This is a genomic window from Sphingomonas phyllosphaerae (assembly GCF_036946485.1).
Taxonomy (GTDB): Bacteria; Pseudomonadota; Alphaproteobacteria; order Sphingomonadales; family Sphingomonadaceae; genus Sphingomonas; species Sphingomonas phyllosphaerae_E.
This window is the reverse complement of record NZ_JAQIJA010000005.1, coordinates 1,247,791-1,269,164: the sequence shown is the minus strand read 5'-3', so window position 1 is coordinate 1,269,164 and position 21,374 is coordinate 1,247,791. Positions and strand designations below refer to the sequence as shown.

Annotated in this window: 23 protein-coding genes; 8 read left to right on the top strand and 15 right to left on the bottom strand. The window is 67.6% G+C overall.

The genetic code is table 11. From position 1 onward, the window contains the following. Window positions 1–94 precede the first annotated feature (94 nt). From PGN16_RS14660 to PGN16_RS14640, 5 genes are all read right to left on the bottom strand, one after another. Complete coding sequence (locus tag PGN16_RS14660; protein WP_335310111.1) at window positions 95–2,836, bottom strand: [protein-PII] uridylyltransferase; 2,742 nt, start codon at window positions 2,834–2,836, stop codon at window positions 95–97. An 84-nt stretch (window positions 2,837–2,920) separates the two neighbouring features. Beyond that, window positions 2,921–3,922 (bottom strand): hypothetical protein, encoded by a 1,002-nt coding sequence (locus PGN16_RS14655; RefSeq protein ID WP_335310110.1) that lies wholly within the window; start codon window positions 3,920–3,922, stop codon window positions 2,921–2,923. A gap of 196 nt (window positions 3,923–4,118) precedes the next feature. Beyond that, window positions 4,119–6,692: a DNA mismatch repair protein MutS gene (gene mutS, locus PGN16_RS14650; RefSeq protein WP_335310346.1), complete on the bottom strand. Its 2,574-nt coding sequence runs from the start codon at window positions 6,690–6,692 to the stop codon at window positions 4,119–4,121. Between the two features lie 34 nt (window positions 6,693–6,726). After that, entirely contained in the window at window positions 6,727–6,999 is a 273-nt protein-coding gene (locus PGN16_RS14645; protein WP_335310109.1) for a type II toxin-antitoxin system RelE/ParE family toxin, read from the bottom strand. Next, entirely contained in the window at window positions 6,986–7,192 is a 207-nt protein-coding gene (locus PGN16_RS14640; RefSeq protein ID WP_335310108.1) for an antitoxin, read from the bottom strand. Before PGN16_RS14640 ends, PGN16_RS14645 begins: the two co-directional genes overlap by 14 nt. Before the next feature lie 87 nt (window positions 7,193–7,279). Here PGN16_RS14640 and PGN16_RS14635 point away from each other — a divergent pair, with 87 nt between their 5' ends. Continuing rightward, the gene (locus PGN16_RS14635; RefSeq protein ID WP_335310107.1) at window positions 7,280–7,762 is read left to right on the top strand and encodes a methylated-DNA--[protein]-cysteine S-methyltransferase; all 483 of its coding nucleotides are present in this window, start codon (window positions 7,280–7,282) and stop codon (window positions 7,760–7,762) included. A 173-nt stretch (window positions 7,763–7,935) separates the two neighbouring features. Next, window positions 7,936–10,209 (top strand): NADP-dependent malic enzyme, encoded by a 2,274-nt coding sequence (locus PGN16_RS14630; protein ID WP_335310106.1) that lies wholly within the window; start codon window positions 7,936–7,938, stop codon window positions 10,207–10,209. Window positions 10,210–10,759: 550 nt separating this feature from the next. Here the strand turns inward: PGN16_RS14630 and ruvC are convergent. The 4 genes from ruvC to PGN16_RS14610 all read right to left on the bottom strand — a co-directional run bounded on the left by ruvC (window position 10,760) and on the right by PGN16_RS14610 (window position 13,042). Next, a complete protein-coding gene (gene ruvC / locus PGN16_RS14625; RefSeq protein ID WP_335310105.1) occupies window positions 10,760–11,266 on the bottom strand; it encodes a crossover junction endodeoxyribonuclease RuvC in 507 nt (168 codons plus the stop codon). After that, the gene (locus PGN16_RS14620; protein ID WP_335310104.1) at window positions 11,263–11,664 is read right to left on the bottom strand and encodes an endonuclease domain-containing protein; all 402 of its coding nucleotides are present in this window, start codon (window positions 11,662–11,664) and stop codon (window positions 11,263–11,265) included. The genes ruvC and PGN16_RS14620 overlap by 4 nt, the downstream gene beginning before the upstream one ends. 62 nt (window positions 11,665–11,726) lie before the next feature. After that, window positions 11,727–12,470, bottom strand: a complete 744-nt coding sequence (locus PGN16_RS14615) for a YebC/PmpR family DNA-binding transcriptional regulator (protein ID WP_335310103.1) — start codon at window positions 12,468–12,470, stop codon at window positions 11,727–11,729. 29 nt (window positions 12,471–12,499) lie between these two features. After that, window positions 12,500–13,042 (bottom strand): DUF1003 domain-containing protein, encoded by a 543-nt coding sequence (locus PGN16_RS14610; protein WP_335310102.1) that lies wholly within the window; start codon window positions 13,040–13,042, stop codon window positions 12,500–12,502. Window positions 13,043–13,140: 98 nt separating this feature from the next. On the opposite strand from PGN16_RS14610, the gene PGN16_RS14605 reads away from it, so the two are divergent. Then, complete coding sequence (locus PGN16_RS14605; protein WP_335310101.1) at window positions 13,141–14,601, top strand: ATP-binding protein; 1,461 nt, start codon at window positions 13,141–13,143, stop codon at window positions 14,599–14,601. A gap of 216 nt (window positions 14,602–14,817) precedes the next feature. Here the strand turns inward: PGN16_RS14605 and PGN16_RS14600 are convergent, their stop codons facing one another. From PGN16_RS14600 to PGN16_RS14590, 3 genes are all read right to left on the bottom strand, one after another. Further along, a complete protein-coding gene (locus PGN16_RS14600) occupies window positions 14,818–15,348 on the bottom strand; it encodes a PilZ domain-containing protein (protein WP_335310100.1) in 531 nt (176 codons plus the stop codon). Between the two features lie 97 nt (window positions 15,349–15,445). Further along, entirely contained in the window at window positions 15,446–15,712 is a 267-nt protein-coding gene (locus PGN16_RS14595) for a DUF2312 domain-containing protein (RefSeq protein WP_184036625.1), read from the bottom strand. 142 nt (window positions 15,713–15,854) lie between these two features. Continuing rightward, a complete protein-coding gene (locus tag PGN16_RS14590) occupies window positions 15,855–16,145 on the bottom strand; it encodes a DUF1244 domain-containing protein (protein WP_335310099.1) in 291 nt (96 codons plus the stop codon). 66 nt (window positions 16,146–16,211) lie between these two features. Here PGN16_RS14590 and pyk point away from each other — a divergent pair, with 66 nt between their 5' ends. The 3 genes from pyk (at window position 16,212) to PGN16_RS14575 (ending at window position 18,161) form a co-directional block, all read left to right on the top strand. Next, complete coding sequence (gene pyk / locus PGN16_RS14585) at window positions 16,212–17,690, top strand: pyruvate kinase (RefSeq protein ID WP_335310098.1); 1,479 nt, start codon at window positions 16,212–16,214, stop codon at window positions 17,688–17,690. A gap of 15 nt (window positions 17,691–17,705) precedes the next feature. Beyond that, window positions 17,706–17,885, top strand: a complete 180-nt coding sequence (locus PGN16_RS14580) for a hypothetical protein (RefSeq protein ID WP_335310097.1) — start codon at window positions 17,706–17,708, stop codon at window positions 17,883–17,885. A gap of 78 nt (window positions 17,886–17,963) precedes the next feature. Beyond that, window positions 17,964–18,161 carry a hypothetical protein gene (locus PGN16_RS14575; protein ID WP_335310096.1) on the top strand — a complete coding sequence of 66 codons (198 nt, stop codon included), beginning with the start codon at window positions 17,964–17,966 and terminating at the stop codon, window positions 18,159–18,161. Window positions 18,162–18,226: 65 nt separating this feature from the next. Here PGN16_RS14575 and PGN16_RS14570 read toward each other — a convergent pair whose 3' ends face one another. From PGN16_RS14570 to ykgO, 3 genes are all read right to left on the bottom strand, one after another. Then, a complete protein-coding gene (locus tag PGN16_RS14570) occupies window positions 18,227–18,601 on the bottom strand; it encodes a DUF4440 domain-containing protein (protein ID WP_335310095.1) in 375 nt (124 codons plus the stop codon). Window positions 18,602–18,664: 63 nt separating this feature from the next. After that, entirely contained in the window at window positions 18,665–19,276 is a 612-nt protein-coding gene (locus tag PGN16_RS14565) for an HAD family hydrolase (protein WP_335310094.1), read from the bottom strand. A gap of 8 nt (window positions 19,277–19,284) precedes the next feature. Further along, complete coding sequence (gene ykgO / locus PGN16_RS14560; RefSeq protein WP_003046794.1) at window positions 19,285–19,410, bottom strand: type B 50S ribosomal protein L36; 126 nt, start codon at window positions 19,408–19,410, stop codon at window positions 19,285–19,287. Between the two features lie 126 nt (window positions 19,411–19,536). Between ykgO and PGN16_RS14555 the strand changes: the two genes are divergently transcribed. Together PGN16_RS14555 and PGN16_RS14550 are read left to right on the top strand one after the other, a co-directional pair. Further along, entirely contained in the window at window positions 19,537–20,139 is a 603-nt protein-coding gene (locus PGN16_RS14555) for a DUF4136 domain-containing protein (RefSeq protein ID WP_335310093.1), read from the top strand. Then, on the top strand, window positions 20,136–21,257 hold the full coding sequence (locus tag PGN16_RS14550) for a M14 family metallopeptidase (protein ID WP_335310092.1): 1,122 nt from the start codon (window positions 20,136–20,138) through the stop codon (window positions 21,255–21,257). Before PGN16_RS14555 ends, PGN16_RS14550 begins: the two co-directional genes overlap by 4 nt. Window positions 21,258–21,374: the final 117 nt, after the last annotated feature.

Genomic DNA, 21,374 nt, shown 5'->3' with positions numbered 1-21,374 from the left:
GACCCTGAGCCGGGATCCCGCTTCTTCTTGCCCTACGCAGGGAAGAGGAAGCGGCCCCGGATCAAGTCCGGGGCGACGCTGAAGTGACGAACACCTAAGCCGCCTCCTCCTGCGGCGCGCCCGACGCCGCCGCCAGCAGTCGCTTCTCCAGCGCCCGCACCCGCGTGGTCGAGGCGATCTTGTCCCCGGTCAGATCGGTCAAATAGAAAACGTCGACCGCGCGCTCGCCATAGGTGGCGACATGCGCCGAATGGATCGTCACCTTCGACAGGAACAGCGCATAGGCGAGCTGGTTGAGCAACGCCGGGCGATCGCGCGCCGCGACCTCGACCACGGTGAAGCGGTTCGACGCCTTGTTGTCGATCAGCACGTTGGGCTCGATCCGGAACGCATCGGCGCGCGCACGCGGCAGCGGCTTGGCCTTCAAGCGATCGGTCAGCTTGCCGCGCCCCGCCAGCGCATCCTCGATCGCGGTCTTGAGCCGCACCAGCTGCCCCGCCTCGTCGAACGGCCGCCCGAGCGGGTCCTGCACGAGGAAATTGTCGAGCGCCATGCCGTCGCGCGTGGTGTGGATGCGCGCGTCGATGATGTTGCCGCCGGCAACGTGGATCGCGCCGGCGATGCGGCTGAACAGCCCGGGATGATCGGCGGCATAGACCGTCACCAGCGTCGCGCCGCGCTCGGGATAGACCTGCGCGTCGATCGCGAGCTGCACGTCGCCGGTCTGCGTCACGAACGCGGCATTGTGCGCCAGCACGTCGTCGGGCTCGGCGATCCAATAGGGTTCGGGCAGTCGCCGCACATAGCCCGCCAGCGTGTCGGCATCCCATTGCAGCGCGGTACGCAGCGTTTCCTGCTTGGCGAGCACGCGCTCGCCGCGCCCCTTCTGCTTGTGGCCAAGCCGCAGCACTTCCTCCGCGCGGTCGTAGAGGTCGCCGAGCAACTGCCCCTTCCAGCCGTTCCACGTCCCCGGCCCGACCGCGCGGATATCGACGACGGTCAGCACCAGCAGCAGCCGCAATCGCTCGGGGCTCTGCACCACTTCGGTGAAGTCGAGGATCGTCTTGAAGTCGGTCAGGTCGCGGCGGAACGCGGTCGAACTCATCAACAGGTGGTGCCGCACCAGCCACGCGACCGTCTCGGTCTCGGCCGGGGTCAGCCCGAAGCGCGGGCACAGCCGCTCCGCCACCTCCGCGCCGAGGATCGAATGATCGCCGCCGCGCCCCTTGGCGATGTCGTGGAGCAGCACTGCGACGTACAGCACGCGCCGCGAGACGATTTGCGCCATGATCTCGCTGGGTAGCGGATGATCGTCGGCGAGCGCCCCCGCCTCCATCCGCGCGAGCAGCCCGATCGCGCGGATCGTGTGCTCGTCGACGGTGTAATGGTGGTACATGTCGAACTGCATCTGCGCGACGATCCGCGCCCAGTCGGGCACGAACCGCCCGAGCACGCCGGTCTCGTTCATCCAGCGCAGCGGCAATTCGGGATCGTGTGCGCCCGCGAGCAGATCGAGGAAGCGCGCATTGGCGCGCGCGTCGCGCCGCACCGCGGTGACCAGCCGCGCGTCGCGCGTCGCGCAGCGCAAGGCGAGCGGGTGGATCTCCATCCCCTGTTCGGCGGCGAGCGCGAAGATCTCGACCAGCCGCCGCGGGTCCTGCTGGAAGAAGTCGTCCGAGGGCAGCGCGATCCGCCCGCCGTCGTTGGCGAAGCCGTCGAGCTTGCGCGGCGTCCGCGCGATCTTGAGCCCCAGCCGCCGCCGGCGCGAGAAACGCTCGTCCATATGCGCGAGGAACAGTCCGGTCAGCGACCCGACCGTGCGCGCCTGCAGGAAGTAGAATTGCATGAAGCGCTCGACCGCCGACTTGCCGGGCCGGTCGGCGTAGTTCATCCGCTGCGCGATCTCGCGCTGGTAGTCGAAGGTCAGCCGGTCCTCCGCGCGGCCCGCGATCAGGTGCAAATGGCAGCGCACTGCCCACAGGAAATTGTCGGCGCGCTGGAACAGCCGATATTCCTCGCGCGTGAACAGCCCGACCGCGACCAGCTCGTTCGAGCGCTGGACCTGATAGGTATATTTGCCGATCCAGAACAGCGCATGGAGATCGCGCAGGCCGCCCTTGCCCTCCTTGATATTGGGCTCGACGACATAGCGCGTGTCGCCCATGCGGACGTGGCGCGCGTTGCGCTCGGCGAGCTTGTCGGCGGCGAACTGCCGCTCGGTGCCGCGCCGCACGTCGTCGTGAAAGCGCCGCGACGCCTCGTCGTACAGATCCTCGTCGCCCCAGACATAGCGCCCTTCGAGCAAGGCGGTTCGCACCGTCACATCGGCCTTCGCCTGTCGCACCATTTCGTCGAGCGAGCGGCTCGAATGGCCGATCTTCAGCCCGAGGTCCCATAGCGCATAGAGCATCGATTCAATGACCTGCTCGGCCCAGGGCGTCTGCTTGCCGGGGGTGAGAAAGCCGATATCGACGTCGGAGAACGGCGCCATCTCGCCACGCCCGTACCCGCCGACCGCGAGCAGCAGCAGCCGCTCGCCGGTGGTCGGGTTGGCGAGCGGGTAGAGCCGCTGCGTCGTGAAGTCGGCGAGCACGCGCAGCAACTGGTCGACCAGATACGCCTGCGCGTTCGCCGCCTCGATCCCGCGCGAGGGAATGGCGGTCAAGCGCCGGGCGATCTCCGCCCGCCCGGATTCGAGCGCGCTCTTGAGCAACAGGCTGACCTGATGGCGCAGCGCTGACGTGTCCTTGCCGGTCGCGGCGGCGACCTGCTCGGCGAGCAGGCGACGGTCGACGATCGCACGGCGATTGGGGAGGTGGTCGAAACGGCCGATCATGTGGGGCGAGATAGCGGGTCGGGGTTAACGCGTCGCGTGTTTTGGAAATCCCGATACCCAGTGCCCACGATAGGCTCGGTCATCTCACTGCGTGCTTGGCTTCTTTTCCTTTGCTTTCACATCTTCGGCGCCTGTTCCAACCTTCGCCTTCTCCTGCGTGGAGACCGTCGGCGTGATCGCGGGTGGCACACCCGCCACCTCCGGCGAGCCGCTGGTCGATAGCGCCGTCATGACCGTCGCCCGCTGCTCGACCGCTTCCTGCAGTCTGGCCTGCACCTGCACACCCTTGTCAACCTGCCCCTGCAGAAACTTTATTTTTTCATCATATGTATGAAGTTGATTGGTCAGGTTTACTATGGAGGACCGGTCCACCGCGGTCGTCACCAGCTGCAATCCACGAATATACGAACATTCCTGATGATAACGATTGATGTCCATGATCATCATATCAACGGGATATTCTGCGGTAGGCTTATCCATCTTCGCGAGGATGTCAGCCGATAGCGATTTCCGCTGCTCATCGATGGCTTTGCTGATCGCAGTAATCAAAGTGTTTCTGAACATCTCCGCGTTTACATGATCACGAACACCACTCGTCGTGGTTGCTGCGCCCGACAAGATGCTTTTCGCTAGCTCGCCCATGACGATCGTCGACGCTGCGGCGAGGCCCGTCGTTAGTGAATTCAGGAGCGTGTTCGCGCCTGCCTCGTTATTGGCCGCACGACCGATCGAAGCTGTGCAGACGTCATCCGAGTGCTTCAGCAGGATTGCGCCCAAACGATTACGATATTCCTGACGCTGCCTTGAGTCAGCAGAGGTCGCCGCAAGTTCATAGGCTGTCGGACCGGAGACACTGCTCCCGGGAAAGCGGGCGCAGTCTAGGTTTACCACCCCGATGTTCGCGTCTTTCGGATAGCTAGCAACAAAGCAGCGCTTGGCGTCTTTTCCCGTGATACTGGATTCATAGGACGCCACTGTGCGCGGATCGATCCTCGATTGCGCGTGCATGATCGAGCATGCTGGAGAAAGCAGAGCGGCGCAGCACAGCGAGGCCATGCGCAAGAGCGAAGTAATTTGACGATTCATCTCACCCCCCGGATCGATTGGGGGATCATAAATCCTTAGCGCTCGAGGGCAATAATCAGCGGCAGAATCTTTCTTACACTTCAACCGAATGAAGCAAGAAACAGCAATGACGTCGACACGGAAGCCTGCTCGAGCTGCCCCTGCGGCATAAGACGCACTGCCTACGAGGGATCATCCATCGGCCCTCCGCCGCCCCTCAGCCCTCCCGCGCAAGCGCCTTCAGCCGGTACAGCGTATCGAGCGCCTCGCGCGGCGTCAGCGCGTCGACGTCGAGCACCTCCACCTCCGCCCGGATCGAGTCGCATTTCTCCTCCTCCGCCTGCGCAGCGGCGGCGAACAGCGGGAGGTCATCGAGCCCCGCCGCCAGCCCGCCGGTCTTGGCGCGCCCCGCCTCCAGCTTCGCGAGCACCGCCTTGGCGCGTGACACCGTCGCGGGCGGCATCCCCGCCAGCCGCGCGACCGCTAGGCCATAGCTGCGATCCGCCGGCCCGTCGGCGAGTTCGTGGAGCAGCACCAGCTCGCCCTTCCACTCGCGCGCGCGGACGTGGTGGAGCGACAGCGCGTCGCAGCGCTCGGCCAGCCGCGTCAGCTCGTGGTAATGCGTCGCGAACAGGCAGCGGCAGCGATTGTCCTCGTGAATCGCCTCGACCACCGCCCAGGCGATCGCCAAGCCATCATACGTCGAGGTGCCGCGCCCGACTTCGTCGAGGATCACGAAGCTGCGCTCGGTCGCCTGCGCGAGGATTGCGGCGGTCTCGACCATCTCGACCATGAAGGTCGAGCGCCCGCGCGCGAGATTGTCCGATGCGCCGACGCGGCTGAACAGGCGGTCGACCAGCCCGAGCCGCGCCGATGCCGCGGGCACATAGGCCCCCGCCTGTGCCAGCACCGCGATCAGCGCGTTCTGGCGCAGGAAGGTCGACTTGCCGCCCATGTTCGGCCCGGTCACCAGCCACAGCCGCGACCGCTCGCCTAGAACGCAGTCGTTGGCGACGAAGCGGTCGCCGCTCTTCGCCAGCGCCGCCTCGACCACCGGATGCCGCCCGCCGCTGACCTCGAAACAAGCGTGGTCGGCGAAGGCGGGGCGCGACCAGCCACCCTCGATCGCGCGCTCGGCCAGCGCGGCGGCGACGTCGAGCCGTGCCAGCGCATCGGCGGTCGCGGCGATCGCCAGCCGCCCGGCCAGCGCCTGCGCGGTCAGGTCCTCCAGATGCGCGGCCTCGGCGGCGAGCGCGTGCGCGCCGGCCTGCGTCACGCTCGCGGCGACCTCGTGCAGTTCGGGCGCGTTGAAGCGGACGACACCCGCGAGCGTCTGGCGATGCGTGAACCCCGAGTCCGCCGCCATCAGCGGATCGGCGGCGCGCGCCGGCACCTCGATATGATAGCCGAGCACGCCATTGTGGCGGATCTTGAGCGCGGCGATCCCGGTCCTGGCGCGGAACGTCGCCTCCAGCGCGGCGATCGCACGCCGCCCGCCACTGCCGGTGTCGCGCAGCGCATCGAGCGCCGGGTCGTAGCCCGCCGCGATATAGCCGCCGTCGCTCGCCTCGATCGGCGGCGACGGGACGAGCGCGCGCTTGAGCAGGTCGATCAGTTCGCCATGCCCGCGCAACCGCGGCGCGAGCTGCGCGAGCAGCGTGGGGGTGTCGCCGAGCTTGCCGAGCCGGTCGCCGATCGCCCACGCGCCATCGAGTCCGTCGCGCAACTGCCCGAGATCGCGCGGGCTCCCCCGCCCCGCCGCCAGCCGTCCGAGCGCGCGGCCGATGTCGGGCAACGCGCGCAACGCCGCACGGACCCGGTCGCGCAATGCCGCATCGTCGTGGAACAACCGCACCAGATCGAGCCGCGCCTCGATGTCCGCGCGGTCCATCAGCGGCGCGCCGAGATCGGCGGCGAGCAGCCGCGCGCCCGCGCCCGTCACGGTCCGGTCGACCGCATCGAGCAGGCTGCCCTTGCGCTGCCCCTGCGCGGTGCAGGTGATCTCGAGGCTCTCGCGCGTCGCGGCGTCGATCGCCATCGTGTCGCGCGCCGCCGCCAGCACCGGCGGCCGCAGGAACGGCAATTGCCCCTTGGCGGTATGGTCGAGATACGCGACCAGCCCACCCGCCGCCGCCAGCCCGGCGCGCGCGAACTGCCCGAAGCCGTCGAGCGTCGCCACCGCAAACAGCCGCTTCAACCGCTCCTCGGCGCGCGCGGTGTCGAACTCGGCACGCGGGCGCCACACGGTCGCAGGCGCATCGCCGCCCTCAGCCGCGACCACCTCCGCCGCGCCGAGCCGCGCCAGCTCGGCGCCCAGCGACGCGCGGTCACAGGCGATCACCTCGAACCGCCCGGTCGATACGTCGGCGGCCGCCACCGCGACCTCGCTGCCGGCCTCGCCGATCGCGACGCACCAATTGGCGGCGCGCGCGTCGAGCAACGTCTCCTCGGTCAGCGTCCCCGCCGTGACGACGCGGACGATCGCGCGGTTGACCAACGCCTTCGACCCGCGCGCCTTGCGCGCCGCCTCGGGGCTCTCGGTCTGCTCGGCGATCGCGACGCGGTGCCCGGCCTTGATGAGCCGTTGCAGATACGCGGTCGCGGCATGGACCGGCACGCCGCACATCGGGATCTTCTCGCCCGCATGTTCGCCGCGCGACGTCAGCGCGATGTCGAGCACCTGCGCCGCGACCCGCGCATCGTCGAAGAACAGCTCGAAGAAGTCGCCCATGCGATAGAAGAGCAGGCAATCCTCGGATTCGGCCTTGAGCGCGAGATATTGCGCCATCATCGGCGTCGGGGCGGGGGTGGTGGTCATGGAAAGGTCAGTCCGGGCGGCGGGCGCCGTGGCGGATGGAGATGATCGACACGATCTCGCCATCGGTTTCGTAGAGCATGATATACGGCGGCACAGTGGTCAGCTCGCGCAGCCCATCTTCGACGGGCCGCCCGCGACGCGGAAACTCGCTCAGGCTATCGCCGAGCGCGAACAATCGTGTCGAAACCCGGATCGCAGCGGCAGGGTCGAAGCGTTCGATGTAGAAGACGATCTCGTCGATCTCGCGCAGCGCCTCATCGGTCCAGTCAACTCTCGCCATTGCGGGCGGCAAGCCATTCATGGAATGGCAGGCGACCGGGCTTTCCCCATGTCATCAGCCACTCCTTGACGACCTCGTGCGAATGAACCCGGCCTGCGGCGACATCGGCCCGCGCCCGCGCGATCGCCGCAGCCTCGGCGTCACGATCGCGCTGTTCGAAAATGCCGGGCTCGTGCTTCATGGCCGCGATCATACCCGTGCGGCGGCGCGAAAACCACCCGCCACTTTGACCGCAAGCGGCGGGATGCGATCGCGAGCGGAAGCCGGTAGAACCATCGCCATGCTCCACCGCACCACCCTCGCCTCTCCCGTCGGCGCCCTGACGCTGGTCGCCGACGACACCGCGCTCGTCGCGATCCTGTGGCCCGACGACAGACCGGGACGCGTGCGGCTGGAGGCGACCGTCGAGAACCCCGACCATCCGGTGCTCGCCGCCGCCGCAACGCAGCTCGGCGACTATTTCGCCGGCACGCGCACCGTCTTCGACCTCCCGCTCGCCCCGCGCGGCACCGCGTTCCAGCGCGACGTCTGGCGCGCGCTCGACGCCATCCCTTACGGCGAGACGCGCAGCTACGCCGATATCGCCCGCGCGATCGGCCGCCCCACCGCGACCCGCGCGGTCGGCGCGGCGAACGGGCGCAACCCGATCTCGATCGTTACCCCCTGCCACCGCGTGATCGGACGATCTGGCGCGCTGACCGGGTTCGCAGGTGGACTGGCGGCGAAGCAACATCTGCTCGCGCACGAGCAACGCCCGGCCTGACTCCCGCCGTCATCCCGGACTCGATCCGGGATCCCGCTTTCGACGCCGACCGAAAGAGAAGCGCGGCCCCGGATCAAGTCCGGGGCGACGAGAAGGAGGCAGTCTCGATCAACCCACATCATCGGCCCAGGAGATATTCCCATCGCGACGCGCATTCCGTAAGGGCTGTCGCCATGACCGACGATCGCACCCAAGCCGACGAGCGCAACGTCCAGTTCGAGCGCGAAGCATTATTGTTTCACTCGGAGGGTCGCCCCGGCAAGATCGAGATCGTGCCCTCCAAGCCGATGGCGTCGCAGCGCGACCTCGCGCTCGCCTATTCGCCCGGCGTCGCGATCCCGGTACAGGCGATCGCCGACGATCCCTCGACCGCCTACGACTATACCGCCAAGGGCAATCTCGTCGCCGTCATCTCGAACGGCACCGCGATCCTCGGGATGGGCAACCTCGGCGCGCTCGCCGGCAAGCCGGTGATGGAAGGCAAGGCGGTGCTGTTCAAGCGCTTCGCCGACGTCGACTCGATCGACATCGAGCTGAAGAGCGAGGACGTCGACCGGATCATCGACGCGGTCGAGCTGATGGAGCCGACCTTCGGCGGCATCAATCTCGAAGACATCAAGGCCCCGGAATGTTTCATCATCGAGCAGACGCTGCGCGAGCGGATGAACATCCCGGTCTTCCATGACGACCAGCACGGCACCGCGATCATCTGCGCCGCGGGCGTCATCAACGCCTGCCTGCTGACCGGCCGCAAGCTGTCGGAGATCAAGGTCGTCGTCAACGGCGCGGGCGCCGCGGCGATCGCCTGCACCGAACTCATCAAGGCGATGGGCGTCCGCCACGACAATGTGCTGATCTGCGACCGCACCGGCGTGATCTATCAGGGTCGCGACGACGTGAACCAGTGGCAGTCGGCGCATGCCGCCAACACCGATCGCCGCACGCTGACCGAGGCGCTGCGCGGCGCCGACGTGTTCCTCGGCCTGTCGGCGGCCGGAGCGCTCAAGCCGGAGATGGTGGTCGACATGGCCCCCGCGCCGATCATCTTCGCGATGGCCAATCCGGAGCCGGAGATCCGCCCCGAACTCGCCAAGGCGGCGCGCCCCGACGCGATCGTCGCCACCGGGCGCTCGGATTATCCGAACCAGGTCAACAACGTGATCTGCTTCCCGTTCATCTTCCGCGGCGCGCTCGACGTGCGCGCGACGGGGATCAACGACGCGATGAAGATCGCCGCCGCCAACGCGATCGCCGAACTGGCGCGGCAACGCGTGCCGGAAGAAGTCGCGATCGCCTATGGCGTCCAGCACAGCTTCGGCCCCGAGTACATCATCCCCTCGCCGTTCGATCCGCGGCTGATGGAGATCGTTCCCGCCGCCGTCGCCAAGGCGGCGATGGATTCGGGGGTCGCGACCAAGCCGATCCTCGACATGGCCGCTTATGCCGCGGCGCTGCGCGCGCGGCTCAACCCGACCACCTCGGTGCTCAGCCTCGCCTATGAAGGTGCGAAGGCCAATCCGAAGCGCGTGCTGTTCGCGGAAGGGGAAGAGGAAGTCGTGCTGCGCGCGGCGATCGCGTTCAAGGAAGGCGGCTATGGCACGCCGGTGCTGGTCGGGCGCGAGGACGTCTACGACAAGCTCCGCGCGCTCGGCATCGCCAACCCGGAAGAGTACGAGCTGCACAACAGCCGCGTCTCGCCGCTGGTGCCGAAGATGGTCGACTTCCTCTACCAGCGCCTGCAACGCCGCGGCTTCCTGCGCCGCGAGGTCGAGCGGATGATCAACCAGGATCGCAACATCTTCGGCTCGGTGCTGCTCCAGCTCGGCGAGGCGGATGCGATGATCACCGGCGTGACGCGCCCGTTCGCGCAGTCGATGCGCGAGATCAAGCGCGTGATCGACCCCGCCCCCGGCCGCACCGCATTCGGCATCCATGTGCTGGTCGGCCAGTCGCACACCGTGTTCATCGCCGACACCACGGTCAACGAACGTCCGACCGCCGAGGAACTCGCCGACATCGCCGAGCAGACCGCCGCGGTCGCACGCCGGCTCGGGCAGGAACCGCGCGTCGCGTTCCTCAGCTATTCGACCTTCGGCAACCCGAACGGCCAGTGGCTCGACAACATCCGCGGCGCGGTAAAGGTGCTCGACGACCGCAAGGTGAGCTTCGAGTACGAGGGCGAGATGGCCCCCGACGTCGCGCTCAACCCCCGCCAGCTCAAGAACTTCCCGTTCGCGCGCCTGTCCGGCCCGGCCAATGTGCTGGTGATGCCGGGGCTGCAATCGGCGAATATCTCGGCAAAGCTGCTGCGCGAGCTGGGCGGCGACGACATGATCGGCCCGATGCTGGTCGGCATGGAAAAGCCGGTACAGATCGCGCCGATGACCTCGACGGCGGGCGATCTGGTGACGCTGGCGGTGCTGGCGGCGGGGGGGATTGCGCGGTGAGGTGAGTTGGGGCGGGTTGCGCCTGATAGCAGTTAGTCTGCTTTGCGCTAGAAGGGGTCAGGACCCGCTATTTGCCGACCGGCATTATCTTTCTGATGAGTGCCCTTTTACTATCAGGCTGCGGACCGAAGCCAGATCGCTTGTAGGTCATAGCGCGGAACGCGTCGCCGGACGGCGAGCACGAGGCAGTTCAGGCGCGCGACATGAGCGGCGGCGCTACTGTCGGTCCGTCAGATGAGGTCTACGTAGTGAAACGCGGCGCGCCGATCGGACTTAATAACCGAGTCATTAGTTTAGAACGCGTCTGCAGTACCGCTCGAAGCGCCCGCAGGATGATAGATTGTTCGGGAAATCGGTCACGGTGAAAGTCCGCTCCCGCTGGCTGGGACGAGACGCTGCGAACGGCTGCTGACCACCAACAAGCGACCGAATAGCCCTCTCCCCTGCGGGGAGAGGGTTGGGTGAGGGGCCGCCACAGGCGCCGCCCTCGGTGAGACATCAACCCCTCTCCCAACCCTCTCCCCACAGGGGAGAGGGCTTTACCGCCAGCCTACGCCCCCGCCCGCGCGCGTCGCATCATCCCCTGCGCGCTCGCGACGTGGTGCGCGTGGCAGATCGCGACCGCCAGCGCGTCGGCGGCATCCGGCCCGGCCAGCTTCGCGCCGGGCAGCAGCACCGCCATCATCGCCTGGATCTGCCGCTTCTCAGCGCCGCCGGTGCCGACCACCGCCTTCTTGACCGTCGAGGGATGATATTCCCCGATCGTCAGCCCCGCGCCGCTCGCCGCGAGCAGCACCACCCCGCGCGCCTGCCCGAGTTTCAGCGTCGACTGCGCATTGGTGTTGCCGAGCACCTCCTCGACCGCCGCCTCGTCGGGCCGCTCGGCGCGGATCACGTCGATCAGCGCGCCGTAGAGGTTGGCGAGCCGGCGCGGCAGCGGCATCGACGGATCGGTGCGGATCTGCCCGTTGCCGACATGGCTGAGCCGGTTGCCCTCGGCACGGATCACCCCCCAGCCGGTGGTGCCGAGCCCGGGATCGAGGCCGAGGATGATCATGCCTTGAGCCCCTCCCCTTCAGGGGAGGGGTTGGGGTGGGGAACGCCGGACCAGCGATCGGGACGGGCTTGGAGAGCGGCCACGATCGTGAGCAGGACGCCCTCGATGTTCTCACGAATGTCCAGGTTGGAGAAGCGCAGGGTGTGAAAGCCTTTGCTGGCCATAAAGCGATCACGCCCGGCATCTTTGACGGGATCGTGCGTGTCGCCATCGACCTCCACGATCAACCCTTTAGCCGGGCAGAAGAAGTCGGCGATGAATGGCGCGATGACGTGTTGGCGACGAAACTTGTAACCGAGCTTGGCGCCGGAGAGTTCGCGCCAGAGCCGGTTCTCCCACTCGGTGGGATTGCGGCGCATTCCGGCGGCGCGTGCCAGTAGCTCAGCCTCGGTCGTCATTCCCCCACCCCAACCCCTCCCCTGAAGGGGAGGGGCTTTTAGAACACCGTTCCGCGCCGGCATCACCCCAGCTTCGCCATCACCTCGTCGGACACCTCGTAATTCCCCCACACCGTCTGGACGTCGTCGTCGTCGTCCAGCGCGTCGATCAGCTTGAACAGCGTCGCCGCATCCGCCTCGGTCACCTCGACCATCGTCTGCGGGCGCCACGCCAGCTTCGCGCCCTCGGCCTCGCCCAGCACCGGCTCCAGCGCCTTGGCGACCTCGTGCAGCGACCCCTGCTCGGTCCATATCTCGTGACCTTCCTCGGTCGAGGTGACGTCCTCCGCCCCGGCCTCCAGCGCCGCCTCGAACACCTTCTCGGCGTCGCCCGCGCTCGCCGGATAGTTGATCAGCCCCATCCGGTCGAAGCCGTGACTCACCGAGCCGCTCGCGCCCAGATTGCCGCCGTTCTTCGACACCGCGGTGCGCACGTTGGTCGCGGTGCGGTTGCGGTTGTCGGACAGCGCCTCGATGATCAGGCTCACCCCGCCGGGACCGAAGCCCTCGTAGCGGATTTCCTCGTAATTCTCGGTGTCGCCCTTGCTCGCCTTGTCGACGGCGCGCTGGATATTGTCCTTGGGCATCGACTGCGCCTTGGCGGCGTTGATCGCGGCGCGCAGCCGCGGGTTCATGTCGGGATCGGGCAGCCCCATCTTCGCCGCGACGGTGATTTCGCGGCTGAGCTTGGAGAACATGCCGGAGCGCTTCTTATCCTGCGCGCCCTTGCGGTGCATGATGTTCTTGAACTTGGAATGGCCTGCCATGGTCGCCTCTGACGGATAATCCCGTGCCTTTACGCGCGGCGGACGGCATTCGCCAACCCGTCTATCTTCGCCTCCAGCGCCGCGAGCCGCTCGATCACCAGCCCGTCGATCTTTTCGTGCAGCCGCAGGATCTCCAGCTCGGCGCGCAAATTGGTCTCGTAATCGAGCCCGGCGGCGAGCCGGTCCTTCGCGGCCTGCCGGTTCTGGCTCATCATGATGACGGGTGCCTGCACCGCGGCGAGCGTCGACAGCATCAGGTTGAGGAAGATGTACGGGTACGGGTCGAACTGCATCCCGAAGTACTTGAGCACGTCGGTGTTGAGCAGCATCCAGCCGACCAACACCACCGTGAAGGCGATGATGAACCCCCACGACCCGCCGATCGCCGCGACCTTGTCGGCCAGCCGGTCGCCGAAACTGGCGCGCAGGTCGGCCTCGTCGGCGGCATCGCGGCTGACCAAGGTCCCGGCATCGATGCTGTCGAGGACGCGGCGTTCCTCGGCATCGAGCGAATGGCGCGGCTTGCCGATGATGCGCAGCGCGAGATCGGCGATCGGTGGACGGTGCGCCATGGACGATTCCCCTTCGTGACGCGCCCCCGTAGCCGCACGCCGCGGTCGCGCAAAGCGCTTGCCCAACCGGGGCATGATCGGCCAAACGGGGCGCGATCATGACCGTCAGCGTAGACATGGGCAGCGACGAGCGCGGCGCGCCCGTGACCATGGACCTCGAAGAACTGCTCGCCACCCGGTTGCTCGTCCAGGGCAATTCCGGGTCCGGCAAGTCGCACCTGCTGCGCCGGCTGCTCGAACGAAGCGCGGGGCAGGTGCAACAGGTGGTGATCGATCCCGAGGGCGATTTCGTCACCTTGTCCGAGCGCTACGGCCATGTCGTGATCGAGGGCGCGGACTATGCCGAGCGCGAGCTGGCGCGAATCGCCGCCCGGCTTCGCGAACACCGCGCCAGCGTCGTGCTCAGCCTCGAGGGGCTGGAGGCGGAGGGGCAGATGCGCTGCGCCGCCGGCTTCCTCAACGCGCTGTTCGATGCGCCGCGCGAACATTGGTATCCGGCGCTGGTGGTGGTCGACGAGGCGCAATTGTTCGCGCCGACCACCGGTGGCGAGGTCGCCGAGGAAGTCCGCCGCGCCTCGCTGTCGGCGATGACCAATTTGATGTGCCGCGGGCGCAAGCGCGGGCTCGCCGGCGTGATCGCGACGCAGCGGCTGGCGAAGCTCGCCAAGAACGTCGCCGCCGAAGCGAGCAACTTCCTGATGGGGCGCACCTTCCTCGACATCGACATGGCGCGCGCCGCCGACCTGCTCGGCATGGAGCGGCGACAGGCCGAATCGATCCGCGATCTGGCGCGCGGCACGTTCATGGCGCTGGGGCCGGCGGTGTCGCGGCGGCCGATCACGGTGCGGATCGGCACGGTCGAGACGCAGGCGCGCAGCGGCAGCCCGAAGCTGGTCCCGCTGCCGCAGGCCGATTCGGTCGACCTGCAGAGCCTGCTCGACGTCACGCCCGAGGCCGCGCCGACGCTGCCGATGACCTTCGACCCGCGCCCGCGCCGGGTGCCCGCCGACGAACTGCTGTCCGACATCGAGGCACCCGCGCCCGCCACTCCCGCTCCGTCGCTGCCCGACCGCAACGAGGAAGAGGTCGAGGCGGTCTATGCCGAGGTGCTGCGCGCGATCGTCACCGACGACGAAAGCAGCGGCCGGCCGGCGGCGGTGCTGTTTCAGGATTTTCAGGTGCGCTGCCGGATGGCGGGGATCGCCAAGCCGGCGCTCGATCTCGCCGCGTTCAGCCGCCGCCTGTCGTGCGCGCGCGCCGGCATCTTCGATCCGCATGCCGAGGAATGGGCGAGCGTGCTCGCGCTGGCCGGCGGGCTGCCCGACGACATGCTCGGCGCGTTCCTGCTGGTGGCGAAGGCGGCGCGTGACGGCGCGCCCTGCCCGTCCGACGTGGCGATCGCGAATACCTATGGCACCAGCTCGATCGGGCGGGTCAAGCGGCTGATCGGCTATATCGAGGGCCGCGACCTGTTCGTGACGCGCACCGACATGGGCGGCAAACGCTCAATCACGATCCCACATCTGGGCTGGACCACTGCGCCAGCGGAGGCGGCGTAGCGCCCCCCTGTTGCCGTGCCGATCGGCCGTCGCCCCGGACTTGATCCGGGCCCCCGCTTTTTCTTCGCGGCAGGAAGAGAGCGGGATCCCGGATCAAGTCCGGGATGACGGAAAGGAAGACCGCCCTCCGTCATTGCGAGCGTAGCGAACGCAATGACGACTCGACGGACAAAGCGTCCTTCCAGCGCCAACTTGTAGCGCGAAGCCGCCCCGCCCTCACTTCACCTTCAACGCGTCCTCGATCTGCGCCGCGGGTGCCGACAGCATCGTATAGACGGTATGCGCGGCGATCCCCGCCAGCGTCACGCCCACCGCCACGATCACCAGAAACTGGAACATCGACGCAAAGCTGCGCGAACGCTCCACCTTGCGTGCCATTTGCGCTTCATGCGCCAGCCGGCGCTCGGCGCGGCGGTCGGCTTCGGGCTTCGCGGCGTCGCGCGCCGGTCGGCCCGCGAGCCGCGGCTCGTCGATCAACGCCTTGACCGACAGGCGATCCTGCGAGCGCATCCCGAAGAAGCGCCCCTTGCTCCATTGCACGCGCCCGACGATCACGAGCGACCCGCGCCGGATTTCGACGTAGCTGCCGACCGCCGGGGGTTGATCGCATCCCGCCATCAACCCGCGCGACGAGACGTTGTGGATCACGACGTCCAGCCACTGCGCCTCCAGCCGCATCCGCGACGGAATGAGCACGGTGATCCGCTCCTCCCGCGGTCGGAAGCCGGTCTGTAAAGCCGCTAGCACCGGTCGTCTTCCCCCACACCGTCGATCACCACAAACGTATACGGCAGCGGGGGCAAAGATAATCTTAACGACCATCTTTATGACGGCCGTCAATGATCTAGATCATGCCGAGCGCCTGCATATAGACTTCGAGGATCGACTGTTCTTCTTGATATTCCTCGCGCTTCTTCTTGCGGATCTGCAGGATCTTGCGGATCGCCTTGGCGTCGTACCCGCGGCTCTTGGCCTCGGCCATCACGTCCTTGATGTCGTCGGCGATGCCCTTCTTCTCTTCTTCGAGTCGCTCGGCACGCTCGATCAACAGCCGCAGCTCGTCGGCTGCCACCGAACCGCCGCCCATGCCTTCGCCACGCTCTTCCGCCATGATATTCCCCGAAAACAATGACGCCGCCCGCGACGCCGACGCGAATCGCGCGGGCGGGGACGGCGTGGTGGATACCCCGATGGGGTGCGGCGGCGCGTCTACGCCCGCGCGCGCCGATGCTCAAGGGCGTGCACGGCCCGCCTCAGGCGTTCTTCTTCACGCTCTCCGCCATCCGCGCGAGCTGCTCGGGCGTCGCGTCGCCCTGATGCTGCGCCTTCCACTGCGCATAAGGCATACCGTAGATCGCTTCGCGCGCATCGTCCTTGTCCAGCCCCCCGGCCTCGCCCACCCAGTCGGACAGGCAGTTGCGGCAAAAGCCCGCCAGCCCCATCAGGTCGACGTTCTGCGCGTCGGTGCGGTGGCGCAAATGCCTGACCAGCCGCCGGAAAGCCGCCGCCGCTACGGCATCGTCGAGCGTATCGAGCCGATCCATGTTGTCTCCGTCATTTGATCCTGCGGCGTTACTCGCTAAGGCCGTGCCGGCAAAGCAGGAAGGCGCATGACCCTGAACCCGAATCACATCGCTCCGCGCTCGCGCAAGGTCCGCGTGCTCGCGACGCTCGGCCCGGCCAGCAACACGCTGGAGATGATCACCACCCTCTTCCAGGCGGGCGCGGACGCGTTCCGCGTCAACATGAGCCACGGCGACCAGCAATCGAAGATCGCGGTCATCCAGGCGATCCGCTCGATGGAGGAGCGGTTCAAGCGCCCGACGACGATCCTCGCCGATCTTCAGGGGCCGAAGCTGCGCGTCGGCAAGTTCGACGGCGGGCGCGTCACGCTGGAACATGGCAGCACCTTCGTGCTCGATCATGATCCGACGCCGGGCAATGCCTCGCGCGTGCGCTTGCCGCACAAGGAGATCTTCGCCGCGATCGAGCCGGGCGCGCGCCTGCTGCTCGACGACGGCAAGCTGGTGCTGCGCGTCACCGAGCATGACGCCGACCGGATCGTCACCACCGTCGAGGTCGGCGGCCCGCTGTCCGACAACAAGGGGCTCAACGTCCCCGATGTCGTGATCCCGATGGCAGCGCTGACCGAGAAGGACCGTTCCGACCTCGCCTTCGCGATCGATCAGGGCGTCGACTGGATCGCGCTGTCGTTCGTGCAGCGGCCCGAGGACCTGTGGGAAGCGCGCAAGCTGATCGGCGGCAAGGCCGCACTGCTCGCCAAGATCGAGAAGCCCGCTGCGATCGAGCGGCTCGAGGAAATCGTCGAGGCGTGCGACGGCGTGATGGTCGCGCGCGGCGATCTCGGCGTCGAGCTGCCGCCGCAGTCGGTGCCGCCGCTCCAGAAGCGCATCGTCGAGACCGCGCGGCGCATGGGCCGCCCGGTCGTCGTCGCGACGCAGATGCTCGAATCGATGATCCAGAGCCCGTCGCCGACCCGCGCCGAAGTGTCCGACGTCGCGACCGCGATCTACGACGGCGCCGACGCGATCATGCTGTCGGCCGAGAGCGCCGCGGGCCAGTGGCCGGTCGAGTCGGTCGCGATGATGAACGCGATCGGCGACGCGGTGGAGCGCGACCCGATGCACGGCGACCGCATCCACTTCACGGTCACGCGCCCCGATCCGACCACCGCCGACGCGCTGGCGGAGGCGGCGAAGAACATCGCCGACACCGTCTCGGCCTCGGCGATCATCTGCTTCACCATGTCGGGGTCGACCGCCCGCCGCATCGCACGCGAGCGACCGGCGGTGCCGATCCTCGTGCTGACGCCCAGCACCGACACCGCGCGGCGGCTCGGGCTGTTGTGGGGCACGCACAACGTCAACACCCGCGACGTCGAGTCGTTCGAGGAGATGGTCGCCAAGGCCAAGCGCATCGCGCTGCGCCAGGGGATCGCCAAGGCCGGCGACCGCGTGATCGTGATGGCGGGCGTGCCGTTCCGCACGCCGGGCTCGACCAACGTGCTGCATGTCGTGCAGATCGTCGGCGACGAGTTGAAGGACTATCGCGCCCCCGGCGCGCAGTAAGGCAACCGATTCGTCGTGCCGTCGGTGGCGCGACGCCGACCATCAAGGGCCGGCATTCCGGGGATCGCTCCCGGCGTGTCGGCCTTTCGTTTTTATCGCTTTCCTGTGCGTATCGACCGGCTGCAGCGTGATTTGGCCGCTCGGAAAACGGTCCATCTGATCGAGCAACATCTCGTCGCAAACACCATCAAATAGGAAGTTTCCGCCGACACCATAACCTATTTGTACAATCACGTTGCGACGCGATCGGTCATGGCCCGCCGCGGGTGTGGGGTGAAGACGACGATGCCGCGGGCTGCTGCCGAGAGACGTTTACGGGGTGATCTGGCCACGGCGCGCCGCGCAAGGGGCATGATCAACGATCCGCTGTCGATGCGCATGTTGAGCGACTATATCTCGGAACTCGAAGATCAATTGTTTAGCGGTGCGCTGCCCGTCGCCGTTCCGGATGCACCACGGCTGACGGGCTGAACCGTTCGTCCGGCGACGCCGCCACCCTCCTTCAAGGCTTGGCGGCGCGCATTCGACGATGGCGGTCAGTGGCTCTCCGCCCGCACCTCTGCGGTCAGCGGCGGGGTCTGTTGGTGCTGGACCACCTTCCAGACCTCATGCTCCAGCCGGCGGTAGGTCGAGGTGCAATGCGCGACATAGCGCTCGTCGCCCTTGGTCGCCTCGACGCCATAGGCGATCACGATCAGCCCTTCCTGCGGGCGCACGATCCGACCGTCCTTGATCGTGACCCGTTCCCAGCGCGGCGTCTGCGACACTGCGTCGACCGCGGCCTGGCTTTCGAGAACATAGGGCGGTTGCGGCACGACCATCAGCGCCGATTCGTCGATCGACTCGCGATAGTGTTCGGCGTCACCGGTCCACAGGCTTTCCTCGAACGCCCACACGCGATGGTCTTCCATGGCACTCTCCGATTTGGTGTCGGAGCCTGAAAGCCGTGGTACGCCCGAACGTTCCGCCGTGCGTCAGCGCAACAGCCCGGCGGCGACCAGCGCGGGGCGCAGCGTGGCGGCGTCGGTGAACAGATGCGCGTGGATGCCCAGCGCCTGCGCCCCGGCGATGTTGGCGGCATTGTCGTCGATGAAGAACGCCTCGCCCGCGGCCAGCCCGAACCGGTCGAGCGCCAGCCGGTAGATCGCCGCATCGGGCTTCACCAGCCGCTCCTCGCCCGACACGACGATGTCGCGGAAGCGATCGAACACCGCCGCCTCGCGCGCGCGGAACGGCGGGAAGAATTCGTGGCTGAAGTTGGTGATCGCAAACAGCGGCACCCCCGCCGCGTCCAGCTCCTCGACGATCGCGATCATGCCGGGAATCGGCCCCGGGATCTGCTCGCCGAAGCGCGGCCCCCAATGCGCGATCATCGCGGCATGTTCGGGGAAGCGCGCGCCAAGCTCCGCGCTGGTCTCCGCGAACGGGCGACCGGCGTCGTGCTGGAAATGCCACTCCTTCGTGGCGACGTCATTCAGGAACACGTCGAGCGCCCGTTCGTCATCGAACAGGCGCTCGTACAGAACCCGCGGGTTCCAGTCGTACAGGACGTGCCCGACGTCGAAGATGACCGACGTCGGCTTCACGCCGGAAATCAGCCCTGGCGGGCCTTGAACCGGCGATTCGTCTTGTTGATGACATAGGTCCGGCCGCGACGGCGGATCACGCGATTGTCGCGATGACGGTCCTTGAGCGACTTCAGGCTGTTGCGGATCTTCATGGCTGCGCTTCTTCGAAAACTGGGAAGCGCGCCGCCTAGAGAGCGCACGCCCGAAAGTCAACCGAGCGGGAGCTTGCACCAGAAGTGTGCGTTGCTATGTCGCAACGATCTTATCGAGGGTGTGTCATGCGTCGCGCGATTCTTCTGGCTCTTACGCTGGCGCCGCTGGCCGCCTGCACCACCGGGCCACAGCGTTTTCCGGTCCAGGCGACGCGCTTCCATTACGACGCCGTAGCGGAGCGCGGGACGATCGCGGTCGAGCCGCTGCCCGGCCCCTCGTCCGCCAGCCTCGAGTACAAGACCTACGCCGCCGCGGTTGAGGCCGAGCTGCTCCGCAACGGCTTCACCAGCGCCGCACCGGGCAGCAAGCCCGACTTCATCGCCACCGTCGGCTTCACCCGTACCGAGCGCGGGCTGCCGCCGCGGCGCTCGCCGATCCAGATCGGGATCGGCGGCGGCGGCTATTCGGGCGGCTGGCGCGGCGGCACCGGACTGGGCGGCGGCGTGAGCTTCCCGGTCGGCGGCGATTCGGGCGGCCGGCTCGGGCTGGTCACCGAACTGGCGGTCCGCATCCGCCACGGCGCCGACGCGATCTGGGAGGGGCAGGCGCAGTCGCTGACCGACACCAGCGCCCCCGACGCCGACGCCGCCTCGGTTGCCGGGCGACTCGCGGGCGCACTCTTCAAGAATTTCCCCGGTGATTCGGGACGCACGGTCGAGGTAAAATGACGCTGGACATCAATGCCGCTTTCGACGGCGGCAACATCAAGCTCGTCAGCCTAGAGGGCGCGGGCGACGACTGGCGCTGCGATCTGGAGATCGTCCGCGACCATCAGTCGGATTTCTTCCAATGGTTCTATTTCCGCGCCGCCGGCCTCCGCGGCAAGCGCGTCACCTTCCGCATCCTCAACGCCGGCGACTCGGCCTATCCGTTCGGCTGGCCGGGCTATCGGACCCGCGCCTCGACCGACCTAGACCAGTGGCGGATGATCGACACCCGCTACGACGGCGGCGTGCTCAGCTTCGACTGGACCGGTCAGGGCGATCTGGCGTGGTTCGCCTATTTCGCGCCCTATACGATGGAGATGCACGCGCGACTCGTGGCGCGGATCGCGGCGCGCCCCGGCGTGACGCACCGCCAGCTCGGCGAGACGCTCGACGGGCAGGCGATCGACTATTTCCGGCTCGGCACCGGCGCGAAGCAGGTGTGGCTCTACGCGCGCCAGCATCCCGGCGAATCGATGACCGAATATTGGATGGACGGCGCGCTCGACTGGCTGACCGGCCCCGCCGCCGCGCCGCTGCTCCGCGAAGCGACCGTGCATGTCGTCCCCAACATGAACCCCGACGGCACGCGGCGCGGGCACCTGCGCACCAACGCGGCGGGGGTGAACCTCAACCGCGAATGGCACGCGCCGACGCCGGAGCGCAGCCCCGAGGTGCTGTGCGTGCTGCGCGAGATGGACAAGACCGGCGTGACCTTCGCGATCGACGTCCATGGCGACGAGGCGATCGCCGCCAATTTCATCGCCGGATTCGAGGGCATTCCGTCGTGGAACAACGCCCGCGGCGACAGCTTCGCCGAATTCGGCCGGCGGCTGGCGGCGCACACCCCCGATTTCCAGACGCAGCTCGGCTATGAAAAGTCGGCGCCCGGCAATGCCAACCTGTCGATGTCGACCAACCAGCTTGCCGAGCGGTTCGGCGCGGTCTCGGTCACGCTGGAGATGCCGTTCAAGGACCACGACGCCAACCCCGATCCGGCGTTCGGCTGGAGCGCGGAGCGGTCGCGCGCGCTCGGCGTGGCGTGCCTCGAAGTGCTGACGGAGATGATCCCGACGTTGTGACCGGACGCGTCGGCGACGATTCAACCCGGACAACCGTTGTTCGTCGCCCCGGACTTGATCCCGGGCCCCGCTTCTTCTTGCCACGGAAGAAGGAAGCGGCATCCCGGATCGGGTGCG

Coding starts and splice junctions, on each gene's coding strand:
- PGN16_RS14590 (WP_335310099.1), bottom strand. CDS start 16,145: ATGGATCGGCTCGATACGCTCGACGATGCCGTAGCGGCGGCGGCTTTC.
- PGN16_RS14605 (WP_335310101.1), top strand. CDS start 13,141: ATGACCGTCAGCGTAGACATGGGCAGCGACGAGCGCGGCGCGCCCGTG.
- PGN16_RS14635 (WP_335310107.1), top strand. CDS start 7,280: ATGCTCCACCGCACCACCCTCGCCTCTCCCGTCGGCGCCCTGACGCTG.
- PGN16_RS14630 (WP_335310106.1), top strand. CDS start 7,936: ATGACCGACGATCGCACCCAAGCCGACGAGCGCAACGTCCAGTTCGAG.
- PGN16_RS14620 (WP_335310104.1), bottom strand. CDS start 11,664: ATGACGACCGAGGCTGAGCTACTGGCACGCGCCGCCGGAATGCGCCGC.
- PGN16_RS14660 (WP_335310111.1), bottom strand. CDS start 2,836: ATGATCGGCCGTTTCGACCACCTCCCCAATCGCCGTGCGATCGTCGAC.
- mutS (WP_335310346.1), bottom strand. CDS start 6,692: ATGATGGCGCAATATCTCGCGCTCAAGGCCGAATCCGAGGATTGCCTG.
- PGN16_RS14550 (WP_335310092.1), top strand. CDS start 20,136: ATGACGCTGGACATCAATGCCGCTTTCGACGGCGGCAACATCAAGCTC.
- PGN16_RS14595 (WP_184036625.1), bottom strand. CDS start 15,712: ATGGCGGAAGAGCGTGGCGAAGGCATGGGCGGCGGTTCGGTGGCAGCC.
- PGN16_RS14655 (WP_335310110.1), bottom strand. CDS start 3,922: ATGAATCGTCAAATTACTTCGCTCTTGCGCATGGCCTCGCTGTGCTGC.
- PGN16_RS14645 (WP_335310109.1), bottom strand. CDS start 6,999: ATGGCGAGAGTTGACTGGACCGATGAGGCGCTGCGCGAGATCGACGAG.
- PGN16_RS14615 (WP_335310103.1), bottom strand. CDS start 12,470: ATGGCAGGCCATTCCAAGTTCAAGAACATCATGCACCGCAAGGGCGCG.
- ruvC (WP_335310105.1), bottom strand. CDS start 11,266: ATGATCATCCTCGGCCTCGATCCCGGGCTCGGCACCACCGGCTGGGGG.
- PGN16_RS14640 (WP_335310108.1), bottom strand. CDS start 7,192: ATGATCGCGGCCATGAAGCACGAGCCCGGCATTTTCGAACAGCGCGAT.
- pyk (WP_335310098.1), top strand. CDS start 16,212: ATGACCCTGAACCCGAATCACATCGCTCCGCGCTCGCGCAAGGTCCGC.
- PGN16_RS14555 (WP_335310093.1), top strand. CDS start 19,537: ATGCGTCGCGCGATTCTTCTGGCTCTTACGCTGGCGCCGCTGGCCGCC.
- ykgO (WP_003046794.1), bottom strand. CDS start 19,410: ATGAAGATCCGCAACAGCCTGAAGTCGCTCAAGGACCGTCATCGCGAC.
- PGN16_RS14570 (WP_335310095.1), bottom strand. CDS start 18,601: ATGGAAGACCATCGCGTGTGGGCGTTCGAGGAAAGCCTGTGGACCGGT.
- PGN16_RS14610 (WP_335310102.1), bottom strand. CDS start 13,042: ATGGCGCACCGTCCACCGATCGCCGATCTCGCGCTGCGCATCATCGGC.